Source organism: Maritimibacter fusiformis (assembly GCF_008086115.1).
Classification (GTDB): Bacteria; Pseudomonadota; Alphaproteobacteria; order Rhodobacterales; family Rhodobacteraceae; genus Muriiphilus; species Muriiphilus fusiformis.
In genome coordinates this window covers 656,102-679,541 of sequence record NZ_VSIY01000004.1, presented here as the reverse complement: position 1 = coordinate 679,541, position 23,440 = coordinate 656,102, and the positions used below count along the sequence as shown (strand labels likewise).

At 66.7% G+C, this 23,440-nt stretch carries 23 protein-coding genes; 6 read left to right on the top strand and 17 right to left on the bottom strand.

Features of this window, described 5'->3' with window-relative positions; genetic code table 11:
- Nucleotides 1-20: 20 nt before the first annotated feature.
- The 5 genes from FVF75_RS07395 to coxB form a co-directional block, all read right to left on the bottom strand.
- Entirely contained in the window at nt 21-821 is an 801-nt protein-coding gene (locus FVF75_RS07395; RefSeq protein WP_148377292.1) for a cytochrome c oxidase subunit 3, read from the bottom strand.
- 27 nt (nt 822-848) lie between these two features.
- The gene (locus tag FVF75_RS07390; RefSeq protein WP_148377291.1) at nt 849-1,427 is read right to left on the bottom strand and encodes a cytochrome c oxidase assembly protein; all 579 of its coding nucleotides are present in this window, start codon (nt 1,425-1,427) and stop codon (nt 849-851) included.
- Nucleotides 1,424-1,618, bottom strand: a complete 195-nt coding sequence (locus tag FVF75_RS07385) for a hypothetical protein (protein ID WP_148377290.1) — start codon at nt 1,616-1,618, stop codon at nt 1,424-1,426. The genes FVF75_RS07390 and FVF75_RS07385 overlap by 4 nt, the downstream gene beginning before the upstream one ends.
- Nucleotides 1,618-2,553 carry a heme o synthase gene (gene cyoE, locus FVF75_RS07380; RefSeq protein WP_148377289.1) on the bottom strand — a complete coding sequence of 312 codons (936 nt, stop codon included), beginning with the start codon at nt 2,551-2,553 and terminating at the stop codon, nt 1,618-1,620. The genes FVF75_RS07385 and cyoE overlap by 1 nt, the downstream gene beginning before the upstream one ends.
- A 79-nt stretch (nt 2,554-2,632) precedes the next feature.
- Nucleotides 2,633-3,481, bottom strand: coding sequence for a cytochrome c oxidase subunit II (gene coxB, locus FVF75_RS07375; RefSeq protein WP_148377386.1), 849 nt, complete (start codon nt 3,479-3,481; stop codon nt 2,633-2,635).
- Between the two features lie 196 nt (nt 3,482-3,677).
- Here coxB and tldD point away from each other — a divergent pair, with 196 nt between their 5' ends.
- From tldD to topA, 4 genes are all read left to right on the top strand, one after another.
- On the top strand, nt 3,678-5,105 hold the full coding sequence (gene tldD / locus FVF75_RS07370) for a metalloprotease TldD (RefSeq protein WP_148377288.1): 1,428 nt from the start codon (nt 3,678-3,680) through the stop codon (nt 5,103-5,105).
- Nucleotides 5,102-5,542 (top strand): hypothetical protein, encoded by a 441-nt coding sequence (locus FVF75_RS07365; RefSeq protein ID WP_148377287.1) that lies wholly within the window; start codon nt 5,102-5,104, stop codon nt 5,540-5,542. The genes tldD and FVF75_RS07365 overlap by 4 nt, the downstream gene beginning before the upstream one ends.
- 79 nt (nt 5,543-5,621) lie before the next feature.
- On the top strand, nt 5,622-6,806 hold the full coding sequence (gene dprA, locus FVF75_RS07360; RefSeq protein ID WP_148377286.1) for a DNA-processing protein DprA: 1,185 nt from the start codon (nt 5,622-5,624) through the stop codon (nt 6,804-6,806).
- 132 nt (nt 6,807-6,938) lie between these two features.
- Nucleotides 6,939-9,512: a type I DNA topoisomerase gene (topA, locus tag FVF75_RS07355; RefSeq protein WP_148377285.1), complete on the top strand. Its 2,574-nt coding sequence runs from the start codon at nt 6,939-6,941 to the stop codon at nt 9,510-9,512.
- Between the two features lie 12 nt (nt 9,513-9,524).
- Here topA and FVF75_RS07350 read toward each other — a convergent pair whose 3' ends face one another.
- The 11 genes from FVF75_RS07350 to FVF75_RS07300 form a co-directional block, all read right to left on the bottom strand.
- Nucleotides 9,525-11,369, bottom strand: a complete 1,845-nt coding sequence (locus FVF75_RS07350; RefSeq protein WP_148377284.1) for a phospholipase D-like domain-containing protein — start codon at nt 11,367-11,369, stop codon at nt 9,525-9,527.
- A gap of 84 nt (nt 11,370-11,453) precedes the next feature.
- The gene (locus FVF75_RS07345; protein WP_148377283.1) at nt 11,454-12,149 is read right to left on the bottom strand and encodes a fumarylacetoacetate hydrolase family protein; all 696 of its coding nucleotides are present in this window, start codon (nt 12,147-12,149) and stop codon (nt 11,454-11,456) included.
- Between the two features lie 41 nt (nt 12,150-12,190).
- Nucleotides 12,191-13,063: a hydrogenase nickel incorporation protein HypB gene (gene hypB / locus FVF75_RS07340; protein WP_148377282.1), complete on the bottom strand. Its 873-nt coding sequence runs from the start codon at nt 13,061-13,063 to the stop codon at nt 12,191-12,193.
- On the bottom strand, nt 13,063-13,404 hold the full coding sequence (gene hypA / locus FVF75_RS07335) for a hydrogenase maturation nickel metallochaperone HypA (RefSeq protein ID WP_148377281.1): 342 nt from the start codon (nt 13,402-13,404) through the stop codon (nt 13,063-13,065). The genes hypB and hypA overlap by 1 nt, the downstream gene beginning before the upstream one ends.
- Nucleotides 13,397-14,299 carry a hypothetical protein gene (locus tag FVF75_RS07330; protein WP_148377280.1) on the bottom strand — a complete coding sequence of 301 codons (903 nt, stop codon included), beginning with the start codon at nt 14,297-14,299 and terminating at the stop codon, nt 13,397-13,399. Before FVF75_RS07330 ends, hypA begins: the two co-directional genes overlap by 8 nt.
- A gap of 7 nt (nt 14,300-14,306) precedes the next feature.
- On the bottom strand, nt 14,307-16,025 hold the full coding sequence (locus tag FVF75_RS07325; RefSeq protein ID WP_148377279.1) for a nickel-dependent hydrogenase large subunit: 1,719 nt from the start codon (nt 16,023-16,025) through the stop codon (nt 14,307-14,309).
- Between the two features lie 13 nt (nt 16,026-16,038).
- A complete protein-coding gene (locus tag FVF75_RS07320) occupies nt 16,039-17,298 on the bottom strand; it encodes a (Fe-S)-binding protein (protein ID WP_222861201.1) in 1,260 nt (419 codons plus the stop codon).
- Entirely contained in the window at nt 17,295-17,960 is a 666-nt protein-coding gene (locus FVF75_RS07315) for a respiratory nitrate reductase subunit gamma (RefSeq protein ID WP_148377277.1), read from the bottom strand. Before FVF75_RS07315 ends, FVF75_RS07320 begins: the two co-directional genes overlap by 4 nt.
- Nucleotides 17,957-19,021 (bottom strand): hydrogenase small subunit, encoded by a 1,065-nt coding sequence (locus FVF75_RS07310; RefSeq protein ID WP_246138022.1) that lies wholly within the window; start codon nt 19,019-19,021, stop codon nt 17,957-17,959. The genes FVF75_RS07315 and FVF75_RS07310 overlap by 4 nt, the downstream gene beginning before the upstream one ends.
- A 44-nt stretch (nt 19,022-19,065) precedes the next feature.
- Complete coding sequence (locus tag FVF75_RS07305; RefSeq protein ID WP_222861200.1) at nt 19,066-19,464, bottom strand: hydrogenase expression/formation protein; 399 nt, start codon at nt 19,462-19,464, stop codon at nt 19,066-19,068.
- 179 nt (nt 19,465-19,643) lie between these two features.
- Nucleotides 19,644-20,138 (bottom strand): hydrogenase maturation protease, encoded by a 495-nt coding sequence (locus tag FVF75_RS07300; RefSeq protein WP_166130491.1) that lies wholly within the window; start codon nt 20,136-20,138, stop codon nt 19,644-19,646.
- Nucleotides 20,139-20,190: 52 nt separating this feature from the next.
- On the opposite strand from FVF75_RS07300, the gene FVF75_RS07295 reads away from it, so the two are divergent.
- The gene (locus tag FVF75_RS07295) at nt 20,191-20,436 is read left to right on the top strand and encodes a HypC/HybG/HupF family hydrogenase formation chaperone (protein WP_148377273.1); all 246 of its coding nucleotides are present in this window, start codon (nt 20,191-20,193) and stop codon (nt 20,434-20,436) included.
- Between the two features lie 4 nt (nt 20,437-20,440).
- On the opposite strand, the gene FVF75_RS07290 is transcribed toward FVF75_RS07295, so the two are convergent.
- Nucleotides 20,441-21,667, bottom strand: coding sequence for an MFS transporter (locus tag FVF75_RS07290; RefSeq protein WP_148377272.1), 1,227 nt, complete (start codon nt 21,665-21,667; stop codon nt 20,441-20,443).
- Here FVF75_RS07290 and FVF75_RS07285 point away from each other — a divergent pair.
- Complete coding sequence (locus tag FVF75_RS07285; RefSeq protein ID WP_222861199.1) at nt 21,600-23,420, top strand: glycosyltransferase family 39 protein; 1,821 nt, start codon at nt 21,600-21,602, stop codon at nt 23,418-23,420. The genes FVF75_RS07290 and FVF75_RS07285 overlap by 68 nt on opposite strands.
- The last annotated feature ends 20 nt before the right edge of the window (nt 23,421-23,440 follow it).

Sequence of the window (23,440 nt, the reverse complement as noted above, 5' to 3'; positions counted from 1 at the left end):
CCCGGAAGGGCAAGCCGGCGTCAGCTGCCCCAGACGTAGATCGAGGCGAACAGGAACAGCCAGACCACGTCGACGAAGTGCCAGTACCAAGCCGCCGCCTCGAAGCCGACATGCGCCTCGGGGGTGAAATGGCCCTTGAGCGCGCGCATCAGGCAGACGAACAGGAAGATCGTGCCGATGATCACGTGAAAGCCGTGAAACCCCGTCGCCATGTAGAACGACGCGCCGTAGATGTTGCCGGCAAGGCCGAAGGCGGCGTGGCTGTATTCATAGGCCTGGAAGAAGGTGAACAGAACGCCCAGGATGATCGCGATGGCCAGGCCGTTCACGAGATCGCGGCGGTTGTTTTCATGCACCAGCGCGTGGTGCGCCCAGGTTGCCGCCGCACCCGACAGCAGCAGGATCAGCGTGTTGATCAGCGGCAGGTGCCAGGGGTCGAAGGTCTCGATCCCCGCCGGCGGCCAGACGCCGTCGACCGCAGGGCTTTGCGGGCCCATCGGGTAGAGCGCGTGCTTGAAGAAGTTCCAGAACCAGGCGAAGAAGAACATCACCTCGGAGATGATGAACAGGATGAAGCCATAGCGAAGGCCGATCCGCACCACCGGGGTGTGGTCGCCGGTCTGCGCCTCGTCCACCACGTCCGACCACCAGGCGAACATCGTGTAGAGCACCAGGATCAGCCCGACCCCGAAGATCCAGGGGCCCTGGTCGTGCATCCAGCGCACCGCGCCGTAGAGCATGATGAAAGCGCCGACCGAAGCCACCAGCGGGTGTATCGACGGCTTGAGGATGTGATAATCGTGGTTTTTTGCGTGAGCCATTCTTTGTTCGTCCCTCACCCTTGTCGGTTAGTTCTGTGGCGCCGGAGCATCGGCATCGAGATGCGCGTATTCCTCCGGCAATGCGGTTTCGTGAAACGTATAGGACAAGGTGATGGCCTTGGCGAACTTGGCGTCCCTGTCCTCGGTGATCTCGGGATCGACGTAGAAGGTCACGGGCATCGACACGCGTTCGCCCGGTTGCAGCACCTGCTCGGTAAAGCAGAAACAGTCGATCTTGATGAAATAGGGGCCGGCGGTGAACGGTGCGACGTTGTAGCTGGCGGTGCCGGCGATGGGCCGGTCGGTGGGGTTGTAGGCCTCGTAGAAGGCCAGCCCGGTCTCGCCCAGCCTGATCTCCATCTCGCGCTGCGCCGGTTTGAACTCCCACGGCATGTCCCGCTCGATCGAGCCGTCGAAACGCACCTTGATGGTCTTTTCCAGCACCGTGTCGGAGGCCGAGGCGGCCACGCCGGTGGTGCCGGCATAGCCGGTGACGCGGCAGAACCAGTCATAGAACGGCACCGCCGCCCAGCCCAGCGCGCCCATGGTGATGACCACCAGCGACAGCGCGGCAAGGGTCTTTTGCACCGGGGACCAGTGGCTCATTGCCCGCCCTCCCCGTCGGTGGCGGCAGGCGGCGGGGTGATGCCGAGCGCGTCGGTCGGGTCGGTGCCGAGCTTGGCGATGGTCAGCCCGTAGACCAGCACCACGAACAGCACCAGCGTCACCCCCAGCCCGACATTGCGGCTGAGGCGGCGGCGGTGAAGCTCATGTTCGGCACGAATACGGGTCGCCATCACCAGCCCCCCAGCCCGTAGGGCGCCAGCCCGGCCTCGAGCATCAGGGCGCCGAAATGCAGGAACAGGTAGTAGAGCGAGAGCTTGAAGAACTTGCGCTCGGCCAGGTGCTTGTCGGCGTGAGAGGCCGCGTCGTCGCGCCTGAGGATGCGGATCGCGCCGAGGATGAACCAGCCGTTCATCACCACCGCCACCGCCATGTAGATCGGCCCGCCGACCGAGGTCAGCCCAAGCGCCAGCGCCACCACGGCCAGCGCCAGCGTGTAGACCAGGATATGCTTGCGGGTGGCGTCGCGGCCATGGGTGACGGTCAGCATCGGCACGTGCGCGTTGGCGTAGTCGTCCTTGACAAAGAGCGCCAGCGCCCAGAAATGCGGCGGCGTCCAGGCGAAGGTCAGCGCGAACATCAGCACCGCCTCGACGCTGATGCCGCCGGTCGCGGCGGCCCAGCCGATCATCGGCGGAAACGCCCCGGCGGCGCCGCCGATCACGATGTTCTGCGGCGTCGTGCGCTTGAGCCACATGGTGTAGATCACCACGTAAAAGAAGATCGTGAAGGCCAGAAGCCCCGCCGCCACCAGGTTGGTGGCCAGAAACAGCATCACCACGGCGAAGAAGGACAGCGCCACGCCCAGCGCCAGCGCATCGCCCTCGGTCAGCTTGCCCGAGGGGATCGGGCGTTTCTGGGTGCGCCGCATCAGCCGGTCGATATCGGCATCCCACCACATGTTCAAAGCACCCGAGGCGCCGCCGCCCAGCGCGATGAACAGGATCGCGGCAAAGGCGATGATCGGGTTCATGCTGCCCGGCGCGACCACCAGGCCGGCCACGGCGGTGAACACCACCAGCGCCATCACGCGCGGCTTCAGTAGGGCGACGTAATCGCCGAAGCCCGCTTCCCTGTCGCTGTCGAAGACGCTCGTGGTCTCGGTCATTCAGATCACCCACATTTGCCGGCCGTCCCCGCGACCGTGCGGATGCGCGCAGGCGTGAACCCCGCGCGCCGCGGCTTGTTCACTCGGCCATGGCCACGTCGATCGGGCGCGGCGTGCCGGCGTATTCCTCAATCGCTTCGTCCAGCCAGGCCTCGTATTCCGCCTCGGTCACCGCCTTGACGGTGATCGGCATATAGGCGTGGTCCTTGCCGCACAATTCCGAGCACTGGCCGAAATAGATGCCTTCCTTGCCCGGATCGACGGTGAACCACAGTTCCGCCAGACGGCCCGGCACCGCGTCCTGCTTCACGCCGAAGGCCGGGATCGTCCAGGAATGGATCACGTCCGACCCGGTGACCTGCATCACGACCTTCTTGCCGGTCGGCACCACCACGGCGGTGTCGGTGGCCAGAAGGTAAAGCTCGTCGGCATAGCCGTGGTCGGCCAGTTCATCGCGCGACAGCATGAAACTGTCGAAGCCGAATTCGTTGTCGACATATTCATAGGACCAGAACCACTGGTTGCCGGTGACCTTGATGACCACGTCGCCTTCCGGGATCTCCTGCTGTTTGAACAGGACCGGCATCGAGTTGGCGCCGATGAACACCAGGATCAGGATCGGGACCAGCGTCCAGATGATCTCGATCGGTGTGTTGTGGGTAAAGCGGCGCGGATTGGCGTTGGCGCGGCGGTTGTAGCGCACGATCACCCAGAGCACCAGCACCAGCACCAGCACCGCGATGCCCACGGCGATGTAATGCACCAGATCGTCGAGGAAATAGGTCGCCGCGGCGACATCGGTTGCCGCCGGTTGCAGCGACATGCCGCCGGGCACGGGTGCACCGCGCACCTCGAGGTCCTGCGCCCAGGCGGCACTGGCTCCAAGGGTTGCGGCAACAGTGGCCAGGGGCCACAGGGTCTTTTTCATCGCTTGCATCGGTATCTTCCTGATCTTCCTGGCCTGGCGCGTTTTTGTCGCGCCTCAATCGTCGGTTCTCCGCTTGACATGCGGGTTTGCCGTTGTCTCCCGTCCTTGGTGAAACCATATTACCGCGTAAGGAACAAGTGAAATTCGGCCATTTGCGTGGCCACATATGCAGCTCCCTGCAGTTTAGAGGAATTCCATGTCGAATAACAGCGACCCCTTCCGCCCGTTCGAAACCCATCTCGACGAATCGCGCGCGCTGGCGGTGCTGCGCGGCGCGACAACAGGTGCCGACGATGGCGAGTTGTTCCTGGAACGCCGCCGCTCGGAGGCGCTGGTGTTCGACGATGGACGCCTGCGCAACGCAAGCTATGACGCCTCCGAGGGGTTCGGGCTGCGCGCGGTGAACGCCGAAACGGCGGGTTATGCCCATTCCACCGAGATCTCCGAGGCCGCCCTGACCCGCGCCGCCGAGACCGCGCGCCTTGCGGTGGGCGCGGGCGGCGGGCGGCTTGCCGACAGCCCGACGCGCACCAACCAGAAGCTCTATACCGACAACGACCCGATGACCGACGCGGCCTTTCCCGTGAAGGTCGAGACCCTGCGCGAGATCGACGCCTTCGCCCGCGATCTCGACCCGCGCGTGGTGCAGGTGTCAGCGACCATCGCGGCCAGCCTGCAGGAGGTTCACATCCTGCGCCCGGATGGCACGCTGGTGTCGGACACAAGGCCGATGACGCGGCTCAACGTCTCGGTCATCGTCGAGGAAAACGGGCGGCGCGAAAGCGGTGGGCATGGCGGCGGCGGGCGCACCGGGCTGACCGGGCTGATCGCGGCGGAAAGCTGGCAGGCCACGACGCGCGAGGCGCTGCGCATCGCGCTGGTGAACCTCGCCGCCGAACCGGCGCCTGCGGGCGAGATGGACGTGGTGCTGGGCGCCGGATGGCCCGGCATCCTGCTGCACGAGGCGGTCGGCCACGGGCTCGAGGGCGATTTCAACCGCAAGGGCACCTCGGCGTTTTCCGGGCTGATCGGCCAGCAGGTCGCGGCCCGGGGCGTCACCGTGGTCGATGACGGCACCCTGCCCGACCGGCGCGGCTCGCTCTCCGTCGATGACGAGGGCACGCCGACCAACCGGACCGTGCTGATCGAGGACGGGGTGCTGGTGGGCTACATGCAGGACCGGCAGAACGCGCGGCTGATGGGGGTCGCCCCCACCGGCAACGGGCGGCGCGAGAGTTTTGCCCACGCGCCGATGCCGCGCATGACCAACACCATCATGGAGGGCGGCCAGGCCACCCGCGACGAGGTGGTGGCCGAGCTCAAGGACGGCATCTATGCGGTCGGCTTCGGCGGCGGGCAGGTCGACATCACCAACGGCAAGTTCGTGTTCTCCTGCACCGAGGCCTACCGCGTGAAGGACGGCAAGATCGGCGCACCGGTCAAGGGCGCCACCCTGATCGGAGACGGCCCCGACGCGATGAAGCGGATCAGGGCCATCGGCAACGACGTGGCGCTCGACCCCGGCATCGGCAACTGCGGCAAGGCGGGCCAGTGGGTGCCGGTGGGGGTGGGCCAGCCGACGCTGCTGATCGGCGGGCTGACAGTGGGCGGATCGGCGGCGTGACGGGTTGGCCCCTACTGCGCAACGACAGCGCCGCCGCCGCCGGGCTTCGGGCGACCAATGCGCTGGTCAGTGCGCTGATCGCCTGGGCCTTGCCGATTGCCGTGGGCGGGGTGTTGATGGTGTTCGACGTGCTTTTCCTGCGCTCGGGCGAGACCGCGACGGCCCTGACGGGCGTGTCGGTGGTGCTGCTGTATTCGCCGGTCCTGACCTGGATCGGGCTGATCCCCGGCGCGCTCATGCTGGTCGTGCTGCTGCGGCTGGGCTGGGGCGGGCTGGGGCCTGCGCTCGCGGTCGGGCTGGTGCTGGGCTGGATCGCGACGCTGCTGTTCGGCGGGCCGGGGCCGGTGTCGCTGTTCACCGCCTTCGGCATCGTCCTGTCCGGCGTCACCTGGATGGTGCTGCGCCTGCGCCGCCCCGGAGCCTTCGTCGCCGCCTGATCGCGGGATTTTCGGGGTCGATCGGCGTTTCACCGGTTTTTCGCGGTTCCGTTCACCTTGCATTAACCATTTCGGCCGCATGGTCGGGGGGCAAGAGACGGAATCAGGCAGGCCAGTGGATCACATCCCCTTCCCCCACCCCCTCACCCCACCCCGAAGCGAGGAAGACGCGCTCGCCTGGCTTCGTCTCTTGCGATCGCGCCGCGTCGGCGTGGCGACCTTTTTCCGGCTGATGCGCGAACACGGGACCGCCCAGGCGGCGCTCGCGGCCCTGCCGGAGGTGGCGAAAGCGGCGGGTGTCGAGGATTACCGCGCCTGCTCGCCCGAGGCCGCCCGGCGCGAGGCGCAGGCGGCCCGGCATGCGGGCGCCGAGTTCATCGCCTTTGGCGACCCCCGCTATCCCCGCCACCTGGCCGAAATTTCCGACCCGCCGCCGTTCTTCTGGGCAATCGGCGATCTTTCCCTGCTGACCCGGCCCACCGTCGCCATGGTCGGCGCGCGCAATGCCTCGTCGCTTGGCACCCGCATGGCCCGGCGACTGGCGCAGGAACTGGGCGCGGCGGGCAACGTGATCGTCTCGGGGCTGGCGCGCGGCATCGACACCGCCGCGCACAAGGCCGCGCTGGAAACCGGCACCATCGCGGTGATGGCGGGCGGGGTCGACGTGATATATCCGACCGAGAACACCGTGCTGGGCGAAGAGATCGGACGCGGCGGGCTGCGCCTGTCGGAGGCGCCGATGGGCCACCAGCCGCAGGCGCGCAACTTTCCGCAGCGCAACCGCATCATTTCGGGGCTGGCGCGCGCCGTCGTGGTGGTCGAGGCCGCCGCGCGCTCGGGCTCGCTGATCACCGCGCGCGCCGCTCTGGACCAGGGGCGCGAGGTGCTGGCGGTGCCGGGCCACCCGTTCGACGCCCGCGCCTCGGGCTGCAACATGCTGATCCGCGACGGGGCCACGCTGGTGCGCGGCGCCCAGGACGTGATCGAGATGCTCGACACGATGCGAGAGCCGGAGCTTGCCCTCGACACCGCGCCCGAGATCGTCGAGATCCCCGCGCCGCCGCCCGAAACCCGCACACCGGCAGAGACCCGGGCGCTCCACCAGCAGATCCTGAACCGCCTCGGCCCCAGCCCGGTGGCCGAGGATCAGTTGATCCGCGATCTTGCCGTCACCGCCGCCGAGGCGGCACCGGAGCTTGTCACGCTCGAGCTTGACGGCCGCATCCAGCGCCAGCCCGGCGGCTTGATCAACCGGCTGAACTGACCGGCGAACCGGCCAGCGACATCGCCGAATTCGGCGCTCCGGCCGCCGCGCGACCGGGTGCCATTGACATTGGCCCGCTTCCCAACCCATCTAACGCCCCCAGAGCCGCGAGGCCGAGTCGAAAGGAAGCCCATGCCTGTTGTCGTTGTCGAAAGTCCGGCTAAAGCCAAGACAATCAACAAGTATCTGGGCGACGGCTACACCGTTCTCGCCTCGTATGGCCATGTCCGCGACCTGCCGCCGAAAGACGGATCGGTCGAGCCGGACAACGATTTCGAGATGCATTGGCAGGTCGGGGCCGACAGTCGCAAGCACGTCAAGGCCATCGCCGACGCGCTCGCCGAAGACAACGAGTTGATCCTCGCCACCGACCCCGACCGCGAGGGAGAGGCGATTTCCTGGCACCTCGAGGAGACCCTGCGCAAGCGCAAGGCGATAAAGAAGGACACGCCGGTGTCGCGCGTGGTTTTCAACGCGATCACCAAGGCCGCCGTGACCGAGGCGATGAAGAACCCTCGCCAGGTCGACACGCCGCTGGTCGACGCCTATCTCGCGCGCCGGGCGCTGGATTACCTCGTCGGTTTCAACCTCAGCCCGGTGCTGTGGCGCAAACTGCCCGGCGCGCGGTCGGCGGGCCGGGTGCAATCGGTCTGCCTGCGGCTGATCGTCGAGCGCGAGATGGAGATCGAGGCGTTTACGGCGCGCGAATACTGGTCCGTCGCCGCCACGCTGGCCACACCGCGCGGCCAGACCTTCGAGGCGCGGCTGGTGTCGCTGGGCGGAAAAAAGCTCGACCGTTTCGACATTCCGAACCAGACCGAGGCCGAACTGGCGGTGCAGGCGATCGAAAGCCGCGACCTGAGTGTCGTCTCGGTCGAGGCCAAACCCGGCAGCCGCAACCCCTCGGCGCCCTTCATGACCTCGACCCTGCAACAGGAGGCCAGCCGCAAGTTCGGCTTTGGCGCGCGCCAGACCATGTCGACGGCACAGCGGCTTTATGAGGCCGGATACATCACCTACATGCGGACCGACGGGATCGACATGGCCCCCGAGGCTGTGACCGCGGCGCGCGAAGAGATCGCGGCGCGTTACGGCAAGGATTACGTGCCCGCCGAACCGGTGATCTACAAGAACAAGGCCAAGAACGCGCAGGAAGCGCACGAGTGCATCCGGCCCACCGACATGAGCCTCGACGCCGGCAAGCTGGGGCGGCTGGAGGCCGACCAGCGCAAGCTCTACGACCTGATCTGGAAACGCACGCTGGCCTGCCAGATGGCGGCCGCGCGGCTGGAACGCACGGCGGTCGAGATCGCCTCGCCCGATGGCCAGGTCGGCCTGCGCGCCACCGGCCAGGTGGTGCTGTTCGACGGGTTTTTGCGGGTCTATGAGGAAGGCCGCGACGATGTGGTTGTCGATGACGACGACAAACGCCTGCCGCAGATCGCCGAGGGTGAGCCGACCGACAAGCGCGCGGTCACGCCCGAGCAGCATTTCACCCAACCGCCGCCGCGCTATACCGAGGCGTCGCTGGTCAAGCGGATGGAAGAACTGGGCATCGGGCGGCCCTCGACCTATGCCTCGATCGTCACCACGATCCAGGATCGGGAATATGTCCGCAAGGACAAGAACCGCCTGGTCCCCGAGGACAAGGGCCGGATCGTGACGATCTTCCTGCTCAACTTTTTCCGGCAATACGTCGGCTACGAATTCACCGCCAATCTCGAAGAAGAACTCGACGAGATCTCGGCCGGTGACCTGAACTACAAGGACGTTCTGGCGCGGTTCTGGCGGGACTTTTCGGCGGCGATTGCGGAAACCTCCGAGCTTCGGATTTCCGAAGTGCTCGACAAGCTCGACGCCGCGCTGGCGCCGCAGCTTTACCCCGAGCGCGAAGACGGGTCCGACCCGCGCGCCTGCCCGCTGTGCGGCACCGGCAGCCTGCATCTGAAAACCTCGCGCACCGGCGGCTTTGTCGGCTGCTCGAACTACCCCGAATGCCGCTATACCCGCCCGATCGGGGGCGGTGAGGATGGCAACGGCGGCGACCGTGTGCTGGGCGAGGACGGCGGCGACGAGATCAGCCTGCGTTCGGGCCGGTTCGGCCCCTATGTGCAGCGCGGCGAGGCGACCGAAGACAACAAGAAGCCGCCGCGCGCCAGCCTGCCGAAAGGCTGGTCGCCCGACGACATGGACCTCGAGAAGGCGCTGCAACTGCTGAGCCTGCCGCGCAAAATCGGCCCGCATCCCGAAGACGGCGAGCCGGTCGAGGCGGGCATCGGGCGCTATGGCCCGTTCGTGAAACACGGCAAGACCTACGCCAACCTGCCTTCGGTCGACGAGGTCTGGGAGATCGGGATGAACCGCGCGGTCGAGCTGATCGCGCAGAAACGCGCCAAGGGGCCGGGGCGCGGATCGACGGCCAAGCCGTTGAAAGAGCTTGGGGAACATCCCGAGAAGGGCGGCGCGCTCAACGTCATGGATGGGCGCTACGGGCCCTACGTGAAATGGGAAAAGGTGAACGCCACCCTGCCCAAGGAGATGGAGCCCGAAAGCGTGACGCTGGCCCAGGCGGTCGAACTGGTCGACGCCAAGGCCGCGAAAGGCGGCAAGGGCAAGGCCAAGCCGAAAGCCAAGGCCAAACCCAAGGCCGCGCCGAAGGCCAAACCCAAGGCCAAGGCCGCGCCGAAGGCCAAAGGGGAAAGCTGAGGCGCGCCGCGCTCAGAAGAACTGTTCCAGCCAGGGGATCGCCTCGAACATCCCGATGGCCAGGGCACGATCGTCCGGATCGTCTTCGGTCCCGCCCATGGCCCAGAAGAGTTCGGCCTCGGCGTGCAGCGCGCGGGCCACCTTGCGGTCGAGGAACACCAGACCGTTCTCGGTGTCATGGATGTAGCTGCGCCGGTTCAGGTTGGTCGAGGCGACCACGCCGAGGCGGCCGTCAATGACGATGATCTTGGCATGAAGCAGCCGCGCGCCGCCGCCGAAATACCTGAAACGGAACTTGTCCTGCCCAGTTTTACCGTAGCGTGTGTTGAGGGCGCGGGTGAAACTGGAGGGCGGCTCGTCGCCGCCCCGGCGCGTGACGATGCGCACGTCGACGCCGCGCGCCGCCGCGCGCACCAGCGCCTCGTGGATCGCGGGCGTGGGGTAGTTGAACGGCGAGACAATGAAAATCTCGGAGCGCGCAGCGTCGAACAGGTCGACATAGTAGGCTTCGTGCGCCCGGCCATCGGCCCAGGGTAGCGAGATGAAATGGCGCACCAGCCCGGTGCCCGATGCCGGCGGGGGCGGGCGGCGCGGACCGGCCGCGACCGGCTGCATGGCCTGCACACGCGTGTCGCGCAGATAGTAGCGATCGAACTGGCGCGCGAGCTCTTCGACGCGGTCACGGTCGGTCAGAGCCATCTCGAAATCGTCATAGAGCGAGTAGAACACCACCCCGAACCCGCGCTTGGTATCGTCGTAGGAGCGCAGGAAGGGATGGTCGGGCTGGTCGATGGCGCCATCGAAGAAATAGCCATCGGCAAGGTTGCGGCCCCCGATCAGGGCGAAGGACCGGCCCGGCTCGGGCGAAAGACCTAAAAACAGCTTCACATGGTTGGCGCGCTGCACGTTGTCGATGATCGAGCCCGGACCCCGCGAGGGGTATTTGAAGTATTGCAGGCTGACCCCGGGATAGGCGGCCGCGAGCGCCTCGAGCGGGGCGCGGTCGAACTGCGGCATCAGCGCGTCGGAGGTCAGCACCCGGATGCGGGTGCCACGCGCGGCGTGATAGGCCAGCGTGCGTGTCGTCAGCCAGCCGGACAGGTCGGAGCGGATCAGGAGATACGAGATCACGATCTCGTCGAAATGCGGCGCCTTGGAGAAATCGAGCGCCATGTCGGGATCGCCCGCCTCCAGCGCGGCACGCGAGACGTTGCCGCCGGTCAGACGGTCGATCCGCCACTTGAGCCCGTCAATCTCGTCCGGCACCATGACGATATTGCCGGTCGGCGCGGCGCAGGTCAGATCAAGCGCACGCTCGGAAAAGAAGACCTGCGCAAGCGCGTCGGTGGGGGCCGGGTTGGGGGTCGGGCAGGTGTGCGGCGTGGTGCCGGCGGGTTCGGGCGCCGCGTCGCTTCGCAACGAAAGGCGGTTGTCCGCGCCCCAGGTTATTTCGCAGGCTTCGGTGCCGGGGGGCAGCAGCAGTTCGGGCAACAGGTTGGCCCCGGCGGCGGGCACCGATACCGCGCGCACCCCGCCGGGGCGCATGAATTCACCCGGGCCGCTGTCGTCCGTTGTCTGCAACCGCGCCGGGCCGTCACAGCTCAGCCGCGCGGCCATCGGCCGGCTTGCGGTCGAGGCCAGGGCGACGCGGGTTTCCCCATTGGCGACAGCGGGAAAGTGAAACACCGCGTCGTCCCGATCCGGCCCGGATTGCGACAGAAAGACCGTGGCGGCAAGGCTCGTGCCGCCCGCCGGGACGGCGATCGGCGGTGTTGCCTGTGGCTCGCTGCAACCGGAAACAAGCGCAAACGCCGCGAAAAGCACCGCCAGTGCGCGGCCTGTTCGAACCTGTCTCACGTCACCCCCATCGGCAAACCGACACCTCCAGCTGCGTGCTGCCCTGCGCTCAGGATACACCGAAACCGCACCCGCCCAACACCCCTATTCCGCCGCGCCGATGCTCAGCGCGATGGGCGCAAGCCCCTCGATCCCGCCGGTGATCTCGTCGCCGGCCACCACCGGCCCGACGCCCGCCGGCGTGCCGGTCATGATCATGTCGCCCGGCGCAAGGTGATAGAACCCCGACAGGTGCGCGACGATCGCGGCGGGCGAATGGATCAGCTCGGACAGGTTTGCGTCCTGCCGGACCTCGCCGTTGACCGCGAGGTGGATGCGCTGCGATGCGACCGCGCCGAAATCCCCGGCCCGGGTCAGCGGGGCGAAGACCGCGCCGCCCTCGACATCCTTGCCCAGATCCCAGGGCCGCTGCTGTTCGCGCGCCTGGATCTGCACATCGCGCCGGGTCATGTCGAGCGCGCAGCAATACCCCAGGATGGCATCCGCCGCGTCCTCGGGCGCGGCGCGAAACACCGGCTTGCCGATCGCCAGCGCCAGCTCCATTTCGTAGTGGAAGTTCCCGGTGCCCGGCGGATAGGGCAGCACCGCGCCCGACAGCAGCATGTGGGCCGGTGTCACGGTGAAATAGAACGGCGCATCTGTGGCAGCCTCGGTGCCCATTTCGGCGGCATGGGCGGCATAGTTGCGGCCGACGCAGAAAATACGGTTCACCGGATACAGCCCGCCGCCCTCGACCGGGATTGCGGGGGTGGCGGAGGGCGGGAACAGAAAATCGTTCATCGGGTCGTGTCCTTGCGGTTTGCCATGTGTATCGCGAACACCTATCCACTTGCCCCGGCCAGCGCCACCTGTTCGGCCCTGACCGCCTCGATCCAGGCATACCAGGTGTCGAGCCCCTCGCCGGTCAGCGCCGACACCGTCAACACGCCGATCTGCGGGTTCACCCGGCGGGCGTATTCGATGCATTTGTCGACATCGAAGGGCACATAGGGCAGAAGGTCTGACTTGTTCAGCACCATCAGCCGGGCGGCGCGGAACATGTCGGGGTATTTCAACGGCTTGTCCTCACCCTCGGTCACCGACAGGATCACCACCTTGGCCGCTTCGCCCAGGTCGAACCCGGCCGGGCAGACCAGGTTGCCGACGTTCTCGATGAACAGAAGGCTGCCCTTTTCGGGGGCAAGCTTGTGGATCGCGCGCCCGACCATGTCGGCGTCGAGGTGACAGCCCTTGCCGGTGTTGACCTGAATGGCCCGCGCGCCGGTCTCGCGGATGCGGTCGGCATCCAGCGTCGTCTGCTGGTCGCCCTCGATCACCGCGATCGGGTGTTTTTTCGCCATGTCCCGCGCCGTGCGGGCAAGCAGCGTGGTCTTGCCGGACCCCGGCGACGACACGAGGTTCAGCGCCAGCACACCGGCGCGCGCCAGATCCTCGCGGTTGTGCGCGGCCAGGTGGTCGTTCTTGGACAGGATGTCCTGTTCGATTTGGACGATGCGCGTCTGGCTCATCCCCGGCGTGTGACTGCCGCCAAGCCCGGTGCCGAAGTGCATGTCTCCGTTTTCCGCCTCGTGGTGGTGGTGGTGATGGTCGTGGCCGTGGTGGTGATGGTGATGGTGGGCGTGCCCGCCAGCCCCGCCCTCGCTCGCGCCTTCGATCCTGACTTCGCCTTCACCGCATCCGCATGTCGTGCACATCAGGACACCTCCATTTCCTTGACCCGCATGTCATCGCCGCCCGAGACCTGCAACTTGTAGCCGCCGCAGGACGGGCATTCGGCGCCAAGCCGGGGGATCGCCACCTCGGCACCGCAATCGTGGCACCAGGCCTTGCCCGGCACCCTGTCAATTTCCAGCCGCGCGCCGGCGGCGGGTGTGCCTGCCGCCACCGCGTCGAAGCAAAACCGCATCGCGTCCGGTTCGACATGGCTGAGTTGGCCGATTTCCAGCCAGACCGCAACGATCCTGTCGGCCCCGGCGGCGCGGGCCTGATCCACGGCGATCTGGACGACGCTTTCGGCCAGGGCCATTTCATGCATCCTGCACCTCCACCGAACAGGCGACGCAGGGGTCGATGGCGAAGACGTGAAGCTCGGCGGCGACCGGGTCGAGCGCCTGTCCTGTCAGCCCGGTGACGACCGGGCCGCCGGGGGCAAAATTCGCCTCGGTCGGGGCGTCGGTTTCGCAGTCGGTGACGATGCCGTCATCCACGCGGACCCGGTGGGTCAGCGGGCCGCGCGCGGTCTCGACGGTGGCCGCGCCGTCACCGCTGCTGCGCGGCGGGATGCGGGCCTCGGTCGGGGTGACCTTCGCCAGGGCGTCGGCGATCTGGCCGGGAAGACCGGCAAGCGTTTCGGCGCTGGCCGCCAACCGGGCGGACAGGCCCATGCCGGTGCCGAAATCCTCCAGCCCGCGCGCGGCGAGCGCGCCTTGCAGATCGGCCACCAGCGGATCGCCCGCGAACATCGCGTAGGGCGTGCCGAACTCCGGCCGCGCCGCGACCCCTGCCCCGGGCAAGGCCCAGCCCTCGCCCGCGAAACGCGCCAGCGCCGCCTCGGCGGCCAGTGCCGCGCGCACGAGGTCGGCGCGGATCGGCAGGTCCAGCGCCCGCGTCCAGTGCAGCCCCAGGCGCATCGCGGTCTGGGTCATCATCTCGGCCAGGCGCAGCGCCTCGCGCAGGGCCTCGACCCCGGGCGCGGGCGGCAGGCCAAGGGCGGCCTCGGAAGCCCGCAGCGCCGCCACCGTCTGCGCCTTGCCGCAGAGCGAGAACACCCGGCCGATGCTGGCCGTCATGTCCCCGACCGGCTTGCCCACGAAGAGGCGCGCGGCCCCGGCGGGGCGGGTCGAGGCGATTTCAACCGCCCCGATCCGCCCTCCGTCAGGCCGCAGCACCACGCGGATCGCGCCGCCGATGTCTGCGGATATCCCGGCCATTCTTCCCTCAGCTTACCTTGATCTGCATGGTTTCCTTGCCATCCTCGCCGACCATGTGCACGGCGCAGGCCAGACAGGGATCGAACGAATGGATGGTGCGCAGAATCTCCAGAGGCTGCTCGGGGTTGGCGAGCGTGTGGCCCTTCAGCGCCGCCTCGTAGGGGCCTTCCTGACCGCCCGCATCACGCGGCCCGGCGTTCCAGGTCGTGGGCACAACCGCCTGATAATTGGCGATTTTCTGATCCTCGATCACCAGCCAATGGCCCAGCGCGCCGCGCGGTGCCTCCATGTAGCCCGCGCCCTGCGCGGTCTTGGGCCAGGTTTTCGGCTCCCAGCGTTCCTGGTTGTGGGTCTTGAGATCGCCGGTGCGGATGTTGGCGAGAAGATCGTCATACCAGCCGCGCATCCAGTCGACGAACATCTTGGTCTCCAGCGTGCGCGCCGCGGTGCGCCCCAGCGTCGAGAACAGCGCCTCGACCGGGACATCCAGCGTGGACAGCGTCGAATCGACCAGTTCCCTGGCGTGATCGTTGCCCGAGGCATAGAGCATCAGCACCCGCGCAAGCGGCCCGACCTCCATCGCCTTGCCGTTCCAGCGCGGCGACTTGATCCAGCTATAGCCGCCCTCGACATCAAGCTGGTCATAGGGTGGGTTCGGGCCGGTGAAATCGAACTCGGTCTCGCCCTTGTAGGGGTGCAGGCCGGTGCCCTCGCCGCCTTCGTATTGATACCAGGCGTGATCGACGAACTCCTGGATCTGGCTGTCCGCGTGCAGATCGACCTCGTGCACGGTGGACAGGTCGCGGCCCAGGATCGCGCCGCGCGGCACCAGGAAGGACGCGGCATCGCTGGTCGCGCCGGTCGGGAAATCGCCGTAGGTCAGGAAGTTGCCGACGCCTTCGCCGATCGCGCCCCAGTCCTTGTAGAAGGATGCGATCGCCAACGTGTCGGGCAGATAGACCTGGTTGACGAAATCCTCCATCTTGGTGATCACGCGCGAGACTTCCGACAGGTCCTCCATCGTCAGCCCGCCATCGGCGTTGGGCGAGATCGGGCTGGGCACGCCGCCGACCAGGAAGTTCGGGTGCGGGTTCTTGCCGCCGAAGATCGCCTGCAGCTTGACCACGTCGCGCTGCCATTCCAGCGCGTCGAGGTAATGCGCCACCGCCATCAGGTTGGCCTCGGGCGGCAGCTTGTAGGCCGAATGCCCCCAGTAGCCGTTGGCGAAGATGCCAAGCTGGCCCTGATCGACGAAGGTCTTGAGCTTTTTCTTCACGTCCGCGAAGTAGCCCGGGCTCGATTTCGGATAGGACGACAGCGACGAGGCCAGCTCGGCGGTGGCCGCCGGGTCGGCGTCGAGCGCCGAGACCACGTCGACCCAGTCGAGCGCATGCAGGTGATAGAAGTGCATCACGTGGTCATGCACGAATTGCGCCGCGATCATCAGGTTGCGGATCAGTTGCGCGTTCTTGGGCACCTCGATCTTCAGCGCATCCTCGACGGCGCGCACGCTTGCGATGCCGTGGACAAGGGTGCAGACGCCGCAGATGCGCTGGGCAAAGGCCCAGGCGTCGCGCGGGTCGCGGCCCTTGAGGATGATCTCGATGCCGCGCACCATGGTTCCCGAGGAATAGGCCTCGGCGATGGTGTTGCCGTCCATCTGTGCCTCGATGCGAAGGTGGCCCTCGATCCGTGTGATCGGGTCAACGACGAGTCTCTTGTTCATTCTGTTTTCCCTCTCATGCGTCTTCGAGATATTCGGCCATCAACTCGGTCAGGCCCTGAACCTCGATATCCATGTCGTAATGTTCGAGGCTCTCCTCGAGGATGTGGTGGCAATAGGCGCACATCGTCACGATCTTTTCGGGCGCGACGGCCTCGAATTGCCGTTTCTTGCGCTGGAACGCCTGCAGGCGTAGTTCGGTCGCGCTTTCGTTCGAGCCGACACCGCCACCGCCGCCGCAGCACCAGTTCATCGTGCCGGCGTCCTCGGTCTCGGTGAAATTGTCCGCGACCATGTTCAGCAGCCGCCGCGGTTCGTGGTTGATGCCGCCGCGCCGGTTGATCTGGCAGGGGTCGTGGAAGGTCAGCTTGGCGTGGTCCATGCCCTTGGTCTTGAGCCGCCCGTCGGCGCGCAACCGGTCGAGCAGTTCGATCACATGCACCACCTCGAACGGATAGGTGCGCCCGATCAGGTTCGGCCCCTCCCAGCGCAGCGCCTGGTAGGCGTGGCCGCATTCGGGGCTGATCACGCCCTTGACCTTCAGCTTTTCGGCCGCGTTCACGGTGCGGCTGACGAACTCGCGCGCCAGGTCCTTCGATCCGATCTGGATGCCGACGTTGGTGCCCTCGAACGCCTCGGACGAGAACGTCCACGACACACCGGCCTTGTCGAGGATACGTGCCAGCGCCTCGATCACCTCGTTGTAGACCGCGACCTCCTGGGCCGACAGGATGACGAGGTAATCGACGCCTTTCTTGTCGACGTTGACCTGGATGCCGGTCGATTTCTCGACGTTTTTCACATGCGCGGTCAGCGCCGGCAGCAGGTCGCCCATCGGGCTGCCCTTTTCCCAGTGCCGCTTGGCGCCGGCCACCAGTTCCTCGGGGGCGTTGCCCGAGGCGGACATGCCTTCGCGCATCTTGCGGATCATCATGGTGATGTCGTTGCCGACCGGGCAGACCAGGGTGCAGCGTCCGCACATTGTGCAGCTGTCATAGACCAGCTCTTCCCAGTCCGCGAGGTCCTGTTCGGTCACCTTCCTGCCCATGCCCAGCATCGATTTGGCGCGGCCCAGAAGGGTGAATTCGTTGGACCAGATGCGGCGCATCGGTTCGAGCTTGTGGATCGGCGTGTATTTCGGATCGCCGGTCTCCTGGTAGAACAGGCAGGCCTCGGCGCAGATGCCGCAGGACACGCAGGAGGTGAAGAAGCTGGCCACCGGCGCGTCGATCTGTTCGCGCAGGGCGTTCAGACCCTTTTCAAGCGAAGCACTCATGATTCGGCTCCTTTCCGGCCCTGGATCGAACCGTTGTAGTAGCGCGACACCGCGAAGGTGACGGCGTGCATCAGTTTGGTGAACGGGAACGCGATCATCAGCGCCTCGGCCGAGAGCATGTGGATCGCCATCATCAGGGTGCTGTCACCGAACATCGTGTTGACCGCGGCATAGCCTGTCACAAGCGGCAGGATCGACAGCACCCAGACAAGGTAGTCATCGAAGGTCGACAGTGCCCGGCGCACCGGGTCCTTGAACCGCGTCCACAAGAGCGCGATCAGCGCGACGACCGCGATAGCCGTGGCGATCTCGATCAATGCCTTGTTGGCGGCAGGCCACTGGATGCCGATGAGGTCGCCGATCAGCGCGATATGCGCGCCGAGAAACAGGAAGGCGACGAAAAAGCCGATATGAAACAGGTAGCCCGCGATATAGGTCACCGGCGCCTCTTTCATCGCGCCCTTGCGCGGCACCGACCGGGTAAAGACGGTGCGCAGCCCTTGCAGCACGCCGTTGCCCTTGGGCGCGGCCAGGTCCTTCTTGCGGCCAAGCACGAAGATCTCGACCAGGCGCAGCAGGATACCCCCCACCATGATCGTCAGGGCGATGTCGAAACCGGGTCCGCGGGCCCACATCAGAAGATCGAAATACGGATTGTTCATGACTTCTTCTCCAGATCGTCCGGCGTGACCGGCTCATGTTTCGCGGCTGCCGACGACTTGACGGAACGGGCGATCGCACCCCCGGCGACACCGAGAACGGCGCCACCCGCGACGGCGGCGAGGCCCAGCTTGCGATAGTCGCCCGCAGGCACCGACAGCGGCTTGTAGAAGCCGCCGTTGTCCCAGAAATCGGGCTCGGTGCAGCCCAGGCAGGGGTGGCCGGCCTGGATCGGGAAACTGGTTCCGTCGTTCCATTTCACCGTGGCGCAGACCGACTTGGTGGTCGGCCCCTTGCAGCCCAGCTTGTAAAGGCACCAGCCCTCGCGCGCGCCTTCGTCGTCGAAGCTCTCGGCGAACAGGCCCTTGTCGTAGAACGGGCGGCGATAGCAGCGGTCGTGGATGGTCTCGCTGTAGAATGCCTTGGGCCGGCCAAGGTCATCCACCTCGATGCTGTCCAGCCCGAAGGCGAGGAATTGCGCCAGCACCGAGGTCATCACCACCGGGATCGGCGGGCAGCCGGGCACGTTGATGATCGGCTTGTCGGTGATGATATCGGCCACCGACACCGCGCCGGTCGGGTTCGGGTCGGCATGGGGAATGCCGCCGAAGGCCGCGCAGCTTCCGACCGCGACGATGGCGGCGGCGCCCTCGGCGGTCTGTTTCAGCATCTCGAGGTTCGAGATGCCCGCGATGGTGGAAAACCCGGGGTTGGCGAGCGGGATCGAGCCATCGACGATCACCAGGTAATTACCCCAGTTCTCTTCCATCGCGGCCTCGCGCGCCGCCTCGGCGGCCTCGCCGGACGCGGCCTGCAGCGTGTGGTGATAATCAAGCGAGATCGCGTTGAAGATCAGGTCTTCGATGGTCGGGGCATAGCTGCGGGTGATCGCCTCGGTGCAGCCGGTGCATTCCTGGAAACTCAGCCAGATCACCGAGGGCCGCGACGCGCCCTCCAGCGCCATCGCAACCTTGGGTGCCAGGATCGGCGGCAGGGCCATCATGCTGGTCAGCGTGGCACAGTATTTGAGAAAGCCGCGCCGACTTATCCCATGTGCTTTCATCAATTCAGGTAGCAAAGGTTTGTCGGCCATGTTGAGGCTCCTCTCTAATGGGTGGGCGCGTCCGGCCGGGCCAGCCGGGCGGCAAGCGTGTCGAGGGCCTGCTCGGCATCGGCACGCTGCGTTCTGAGTATTTCGGGCATGAAGGTGATTTCGACGAAACGCGACAGCGTCTCGCCGTCCTCGTCGAAGTGATCGACCCGCCAGACCCCGGCGATGCCGGTTTCCTGCACCCGGGTTTCACCGAGCGCGCGGATCGTCGCGACAACCTCGCCGGGGCCAAGCACGCTGTCGAGCAGGCGCTCGTCGCCAGCGGCGAACGGGATCGCGCCAAGGTCGATGATGGTCTCGGTGCCGGTCGCCAACAGCGCTTCGAGTGCTGCGCGGATTTCGTGCAGCACCGGACGGGCGTTGCCGGTGGAGATGTGCGAGCGAAGCTCGGCCACGGCATCTCTGCCTCGTGGGGCTGATCCGTCGGCCGTCATGTCCTGTCCCCCTGAAGGGCGCGTAGCGGGCGCCACGCACCGTCAGGAGAAAAATGCCGCGCTTTTCGCGCGCGCTGCCTTGATGTGCATCAATTAGATGCGATTATCGAAATGTGTTGCGCCGTGGCCATCGGCGGGTATCAGCTCGCCGGCTGCGCCACCCAGCCGCGCACCAGGGCCAAGACCACCTCGGCGGCGCGCGGCACCGCCTCGGCCACCGCTGGCGTCATGTGCTCGCCCACCGTCAGCGCCGCGGGCTGCACCCCAACCAGCGCGCGCCGGTCGGGCACCGCGCCCCGCAGGCGCAGACCGTCGAGCATGTCGTCAAGCCCGATGTCATGCGGATTGCGCCCCCGGGTGCGCAGGAAATGATCCATGCGCTCGCCCTCGAACAGCTCGACGGTTCCCGGCGGTTTTTGCAGATAGGCCGCGTCGATCACCACCATGGCGTCGGCGTCCTCCATCTCGACCAGCAGCGTCAGGCCCATTGTGCCGCCATCGAGCGCCCGGATGCCCAGTTTTGCCGCCTCGGGCAGGTCCGCGATGTGTTCGGCGACACGCACGCCGACCGCCTCGTCGGTCAACAGGGTGTTGCCGAGGCCGAGGACCAGGATTGTCGCATTGTCTTGGCTCATGTCCGCGACCATAGTGGCAGGCGAGTGGCGAACAAGGCGGAAAGTGACGCAGATGTGCCTGACGGTTCCGATGCGCATCGAGGAAATCGACGGCCCCCGCGCGCGATGTGCGGCGCTGGGCCATGAACGTTGGGCCGAGCTGATGCTGGTGGCGGACGATCCGCCCAAGGTCGGCGACTACGTGGTGATCCACCTGGGCTTCGTGCAGCGAACGGTGCCCGAGGCCGAGGCGCGGGAAAGCCATGCCCTGTTCGGCGAGATCGCCGAGGCGCTGGCGCGCGAGGGCCGGGGCGGCTGAACCCTCAACCGACGGCGGGCGGCAATGACCGGGCCGCGCGCGAGATGCCGAACGCCATGATCGCCGTGGTCGTCAGGAAATAACCCGCAATGGCGACGTATTGGCGTTCCAGCCCGAAGCCGAGGTCGATCAGCACCCCGGTCAGCCCCGGCCCGATCGCCGATCCCAGCACCATCGCCGCCGCCGCCATCGCCTTGATCGCGCCGATATGTGCGGTGCCGTAGAACTCGGCCCAGAAGGCGTTGGGCAGCGTCGCGTTGGCCCCGGTCGACAGGGCGAGAAAGACGAACCCCAGGAACATCATCAGCGGCCCCGTGGCGAAGGCGAAACACAGAAAACCGATGGCGAAGGGCACCTGGTAGAACGGCATCAGCCGCGCCGTGCCCAGCCGGTCGAGCAGCCAGCCCGACGACACCATCGCCACCACCGCCATCAGCGTATAGAGCGGAAACATCGCCACCAGATCGACATGCGCCCAGCCCTTGATCTCGGCGAAATGCACCTGGTGGAAAAAGAACGCGGTGTTGAAGGCCGATGGCCCGAGGATGGCCGGGAACATCAGCCAGAACAGCGGGTTGCCCAGCGCCTGCCCGCGCGTCCAGTGGCGCCCGGACATGCCCGTCGAGCTGTCGGTCTCGGCAAAGGCGGCTGGCGTGCGCTCCTTGCCCAGGAGCCAGGCCAGCACCGGCACGCCCATCAGGCAGATCACCGCCGCCGCGATCCAGAGATTGCGCCAGGCCACCACGGTCATCAGCGCCACGAACAGGATCGGCAGCAGCGCCTCGCCCAGCGCAAAACCCAGCGTGGCGATCGACAGCGCCCGGCCGCGCGCGCGCACGAACCAGCGCGCCATGGCCACCACCGCGATATGGCTGGTCATGCCCTGCCCGAAAAAGCGCAATGAGAAGATCACCACCGGCAACAGCCACGCCACCCGGTTGAGCGCCATCGCCAGCGCCGCCGTGGCCAGCCCGACCAGCACGATCGGACCCAGCGTGCGCACCCGGAACCTGTCGGTCAGCCCGCCGGCCCAGACCATCACGATCGCCGACGCGCCGGTGCCAATCATGTAGATGCCGCCCCATTCGCCATGGGACAAATCGAACGCCACCCGGATCTCGCCCGCAAAGACCGAGATGAAGAACGTCTGCCCGAAACTGGACATGAACGTCAGCAACACCCCGGCGGCGAGAAACGGCGCGTTCTCGAACAGAAAGGCCAAGCGTCTCATCCGCCCGGCTTGCCCGTGGCGGCGCGGGGACGCAAGGGCAATTTCGCGGGGGCTGTGGCGGGGTGCATCGAAATACCGGCGCGCCCCCGAAACTTCCTCCCTTCCGACAGAAAGCCGCCGTTTTTTTGCCCGACAGGTCGGACAGGTTTCGCAAATGACCATTCTCGATCCAGAGGCCGACAGACCGGCCCAGACCCGCACCTTCGACACGGACCGCGCCATCATCGCCGGTAGTGCGGCGGTTTTCCTGACGCTTTGTGCCCTGTTCTGGCCGTTCGTCGCGGACGACGCCTATATTGTCGGGCGCTACGCGCAGAATGCGGCGGCGGGCAACGGCCTCGTCTACAACCTCGGCGAACAGGTCTCCGCGCTGACCTCGCCGCTGCATGCGCTTCTGGAAACCGGATTGGCCTTGTTCGGGCTTGATCCGGTGACGGGGTATCGCCTGCTCGCCCCCGTTCTGGTGCTCGCAGGCTGGTTCGTGGCGATCCGTGAGACCGGGTTGCGTGGCTCCGCGCTGGTTCTTTTCACGGCGGCGTCGCTGTTTTCGCCGTTCCTGGCGCTCTGGACGATCGGCGGGTTGGAGACGGCGCTCCTGGCGTGTCTCGCCACCCTGTTCGTTTCACGGCTGATCGTGCTGAAACGGGCCGGTGCGGCCGGCACCCGGGATTTCCTCTGGCTCGGGCTGTTGGCCGCGCTGATGTTTCTGACCCGTCATGACAGCGCTCTTGTCACCGCGCCGATCCTGCTGGCCATTCTCGTGGTCGAATACCGCCGCCCCGCGCTCTGGGTCGGCGCGGCGCTGTGCGCGGCAGTCGCGTCAAGCTGGCTGCTGTTTGCGGCCACCTACTATGGCGACATCTTTCCGACCTCCTACTATCTCAAGTTTGCGCTTGGCGGACGCGCCCCGATCGACAGCGTTTCCGCGCTGCTGAACTTCGCCGTGGTGTCGGGCCTGGTGCTGCTCGCCCTGCTTGCACGCCCGGCATCGCCGAACAGGAACGCGCCGCTGTCGAAGGCCATTCTGCGCGGCGCGGCGTTCAGTCTTGTTCTGTTCCTGCTCTATGCCAGCCGCGCCTCCGGCCAGCACATGATGTTCGGCTTTAGGCTGTTCGTGCCCTACCTGATGGGCGCGGCGCTCGTGCTGTCGCTGGCGCTGGCCAATCCACGCCCCACCCTGTCCGTCCTGTTCGTCGGATGGCAGGCGTTCATGGTGGCGCTCGTCACCTTCGTCGGCGTGAACCCGGCGCCGCTGGCACGGCTGCCGGGGCTTGACCGGGCCTATACAGAATACCAGTTCCTAACACCCACAACCCAAGGTCGTATGATGGACATGCTGCGCGCCGATGCCGAGGAGATCGCCGCACATTGGCGCGAGACCGGCAGTAGCGAACAACCCCGCATCTATCTGCGGAGCGGCGGCACCGGCTACTGGCTGCCGGAGTTCTACGTCTACGAGGCACTTGTCACTTACCGGCATGGCTGCGGCGTTCAGGTGGCCAACTCCATTCTCGCGAGTCATTACATGCAGCAACTGGGCTTCAGCGTGACGGGAACATTTGTGGAGGACCTCGGACGCACGCGCGCCGATGTGGCGGATGATGCAGCGCTTCTGTTCGCGACGGAACTGGACTGGATGGGCCCGCAAGTGACCGGCTACCTGTTCGGACCTGACCCGATCCCCCTGCCCCTCGGCACAAGGATCGGCGCGGGTTGCCCCTCCGGGGTGCGCATAGCCGCCAGGGACGATTGACGCGAGTCGCCCCGCGGCGT

What these genes read in the sequence shown, in the direction of transcription:
- FVF75_RS07395 (WP_148377292.1), bottom strand. Translation starts at nt 821, where the DNA reads ATGGCTCACGCAAAAAACCACGATTATCACATCCTCAAGCCGTCGATA.
- FVF75_RS07390 (WP_148377291.1), bottom strand. Translation starts at nt 1,427, where the DNA reads ATGAGCCACTGGTCCCCGGTGCAAAAGACCCTTGCCGCGCTGTCGCTG.
- FVF75_RS07385 (WP_148377290.1), bottom strand. Translation starts at nt 1,618, where the DNA reads ATGGCGACCCGTATTCGTGCCGAACATGAGCTTCACCGCCGCCGCCTC.
- cyoE (WP_148377289.1), bottom strand. Translation starts at nt 2,553, where the DNA reads ATGACCGAGACCACGAGCGTCTTCGACAGCGACAGGGAAGCGGGCTTC.
- coxB (WP_148377386.1), bottom strand. Translation starts at nt 3,481, where the DNA reads ATGAAAAAGACCCTGTGGCCCCTGGCCACTGTTGCCGCAACCCTTGGA.
- tldD (WP_148377288.1), top strand. Translation starts at nt 3,678, where the DNA reads ATGTCGAATAACAGCGACCCCTTCCGCCCGTTCGAAACCCATCTCGAC.
- dprA (WP_148377286.1), top strand. Translation starts at nt 5,622, where the DNA reads ATGGTCGGGGGGCAAGAGACGGAATCAGGCAGGCCAGTGGATCACATC.
- topA (WP_148377285.1), top strand. Translation starts at nt 6,939, where the DNA reads ATGCCTGTTGTCGTTGTCGAAAGTCCGGCTAAAGCCAAGACAATCAAC.
- FVF75_RS07345 (WP_148377283.1), bottom strand. Translation starts at nt 12,149, where the DNA reads ATGAACGATTTTCTGTTCCCGCCCTCCGCCACCCCCGCAATCCCGGTC.
- hypB (WP_148377282.1), bottom strand. Translation starts at nt 13,063, where the DNA reads ATGTGCACGACATGCGGATGCGGTGAAGGCGAAGTCAGGATCGAAGGC.
- hypA (WP_148377281.1), bottom strand. Translation starts at nt 13,404, where the DNA reads ATGCATGAAATGGCCCTGGCCGAAAGCGTCGTCCAGATCGCCGTGGAT.
- FVF75_RS07330 (WP_148377280.1), bottom strand. Translation starts at nt 14,299, where the DNA reads ATGGCCGGGATATCCGCAGACATCGGCGGCGCGATCCGCGTGGTGCTG.
- FVF75_RS07325 (WP_148377279.1), bottom strand. Translation starts at nt 16,025, where the DNA reads ATGAACAAGAGACTCGTCGTTGACCCGATCACACGGATCGAGGGCCAC.
- FVF75_RS07320 (WP_222861201.1), bottom strand. Translation starts at nt 17,298, where the DNA reads ATGAGTGCTTCGCTTGAAAAGGGTCTGAACGCCCTGCGCGAACAGATC.
- FVF75_RS07315 (WP_148377277.1), bottom strand. Translation starts at nt 17,960, where the DNA reads ATGAACAATCCGTATTTCGATCTTCTGATGTGGGCCCGCGGACCCGGT.
- FVF75_RS07310 (WP_246138022.1), bottom strand. Translation starts at nt 19,021, where the DNA reads ATGAAAGCACATGGGATAAGTCGGCGCGGCTTTCTCAAATACTGTGCC.
- FVF75_RS07300 (WP_166130491.1), bottom strand. Translation starts at nt 20,138, where the DNA reads ATGAGCCAAGACAATGCGACAATCCTGGTCCTCGGCCTCGGCAACACC.
- FVF75_RS07295 (WP_148377273.1), top strand. Translation starts at nt 20,191, where the DNA reads ATGTGCCTGACGGTTCCGATGCGCATCGAGGAAATCGACGGCCCCCGC.
- FVF75_RS07285 (WP_222861199.1), top strand. Translation starts at nt 21,600, where the DNA reads ATGAACGTCAGCAACACCCCGGCGGCGAGAAACGGCGCGTTCTCGAAC.
- FVF75_RS07290 (WP_148377272.1), bottom strand. Translation starts at nt 21,667, where the DNA reads ATGAGACGCTTGGCCTTTCTGTTCGAGAACGCGCCGTTTCTCGCCGCC.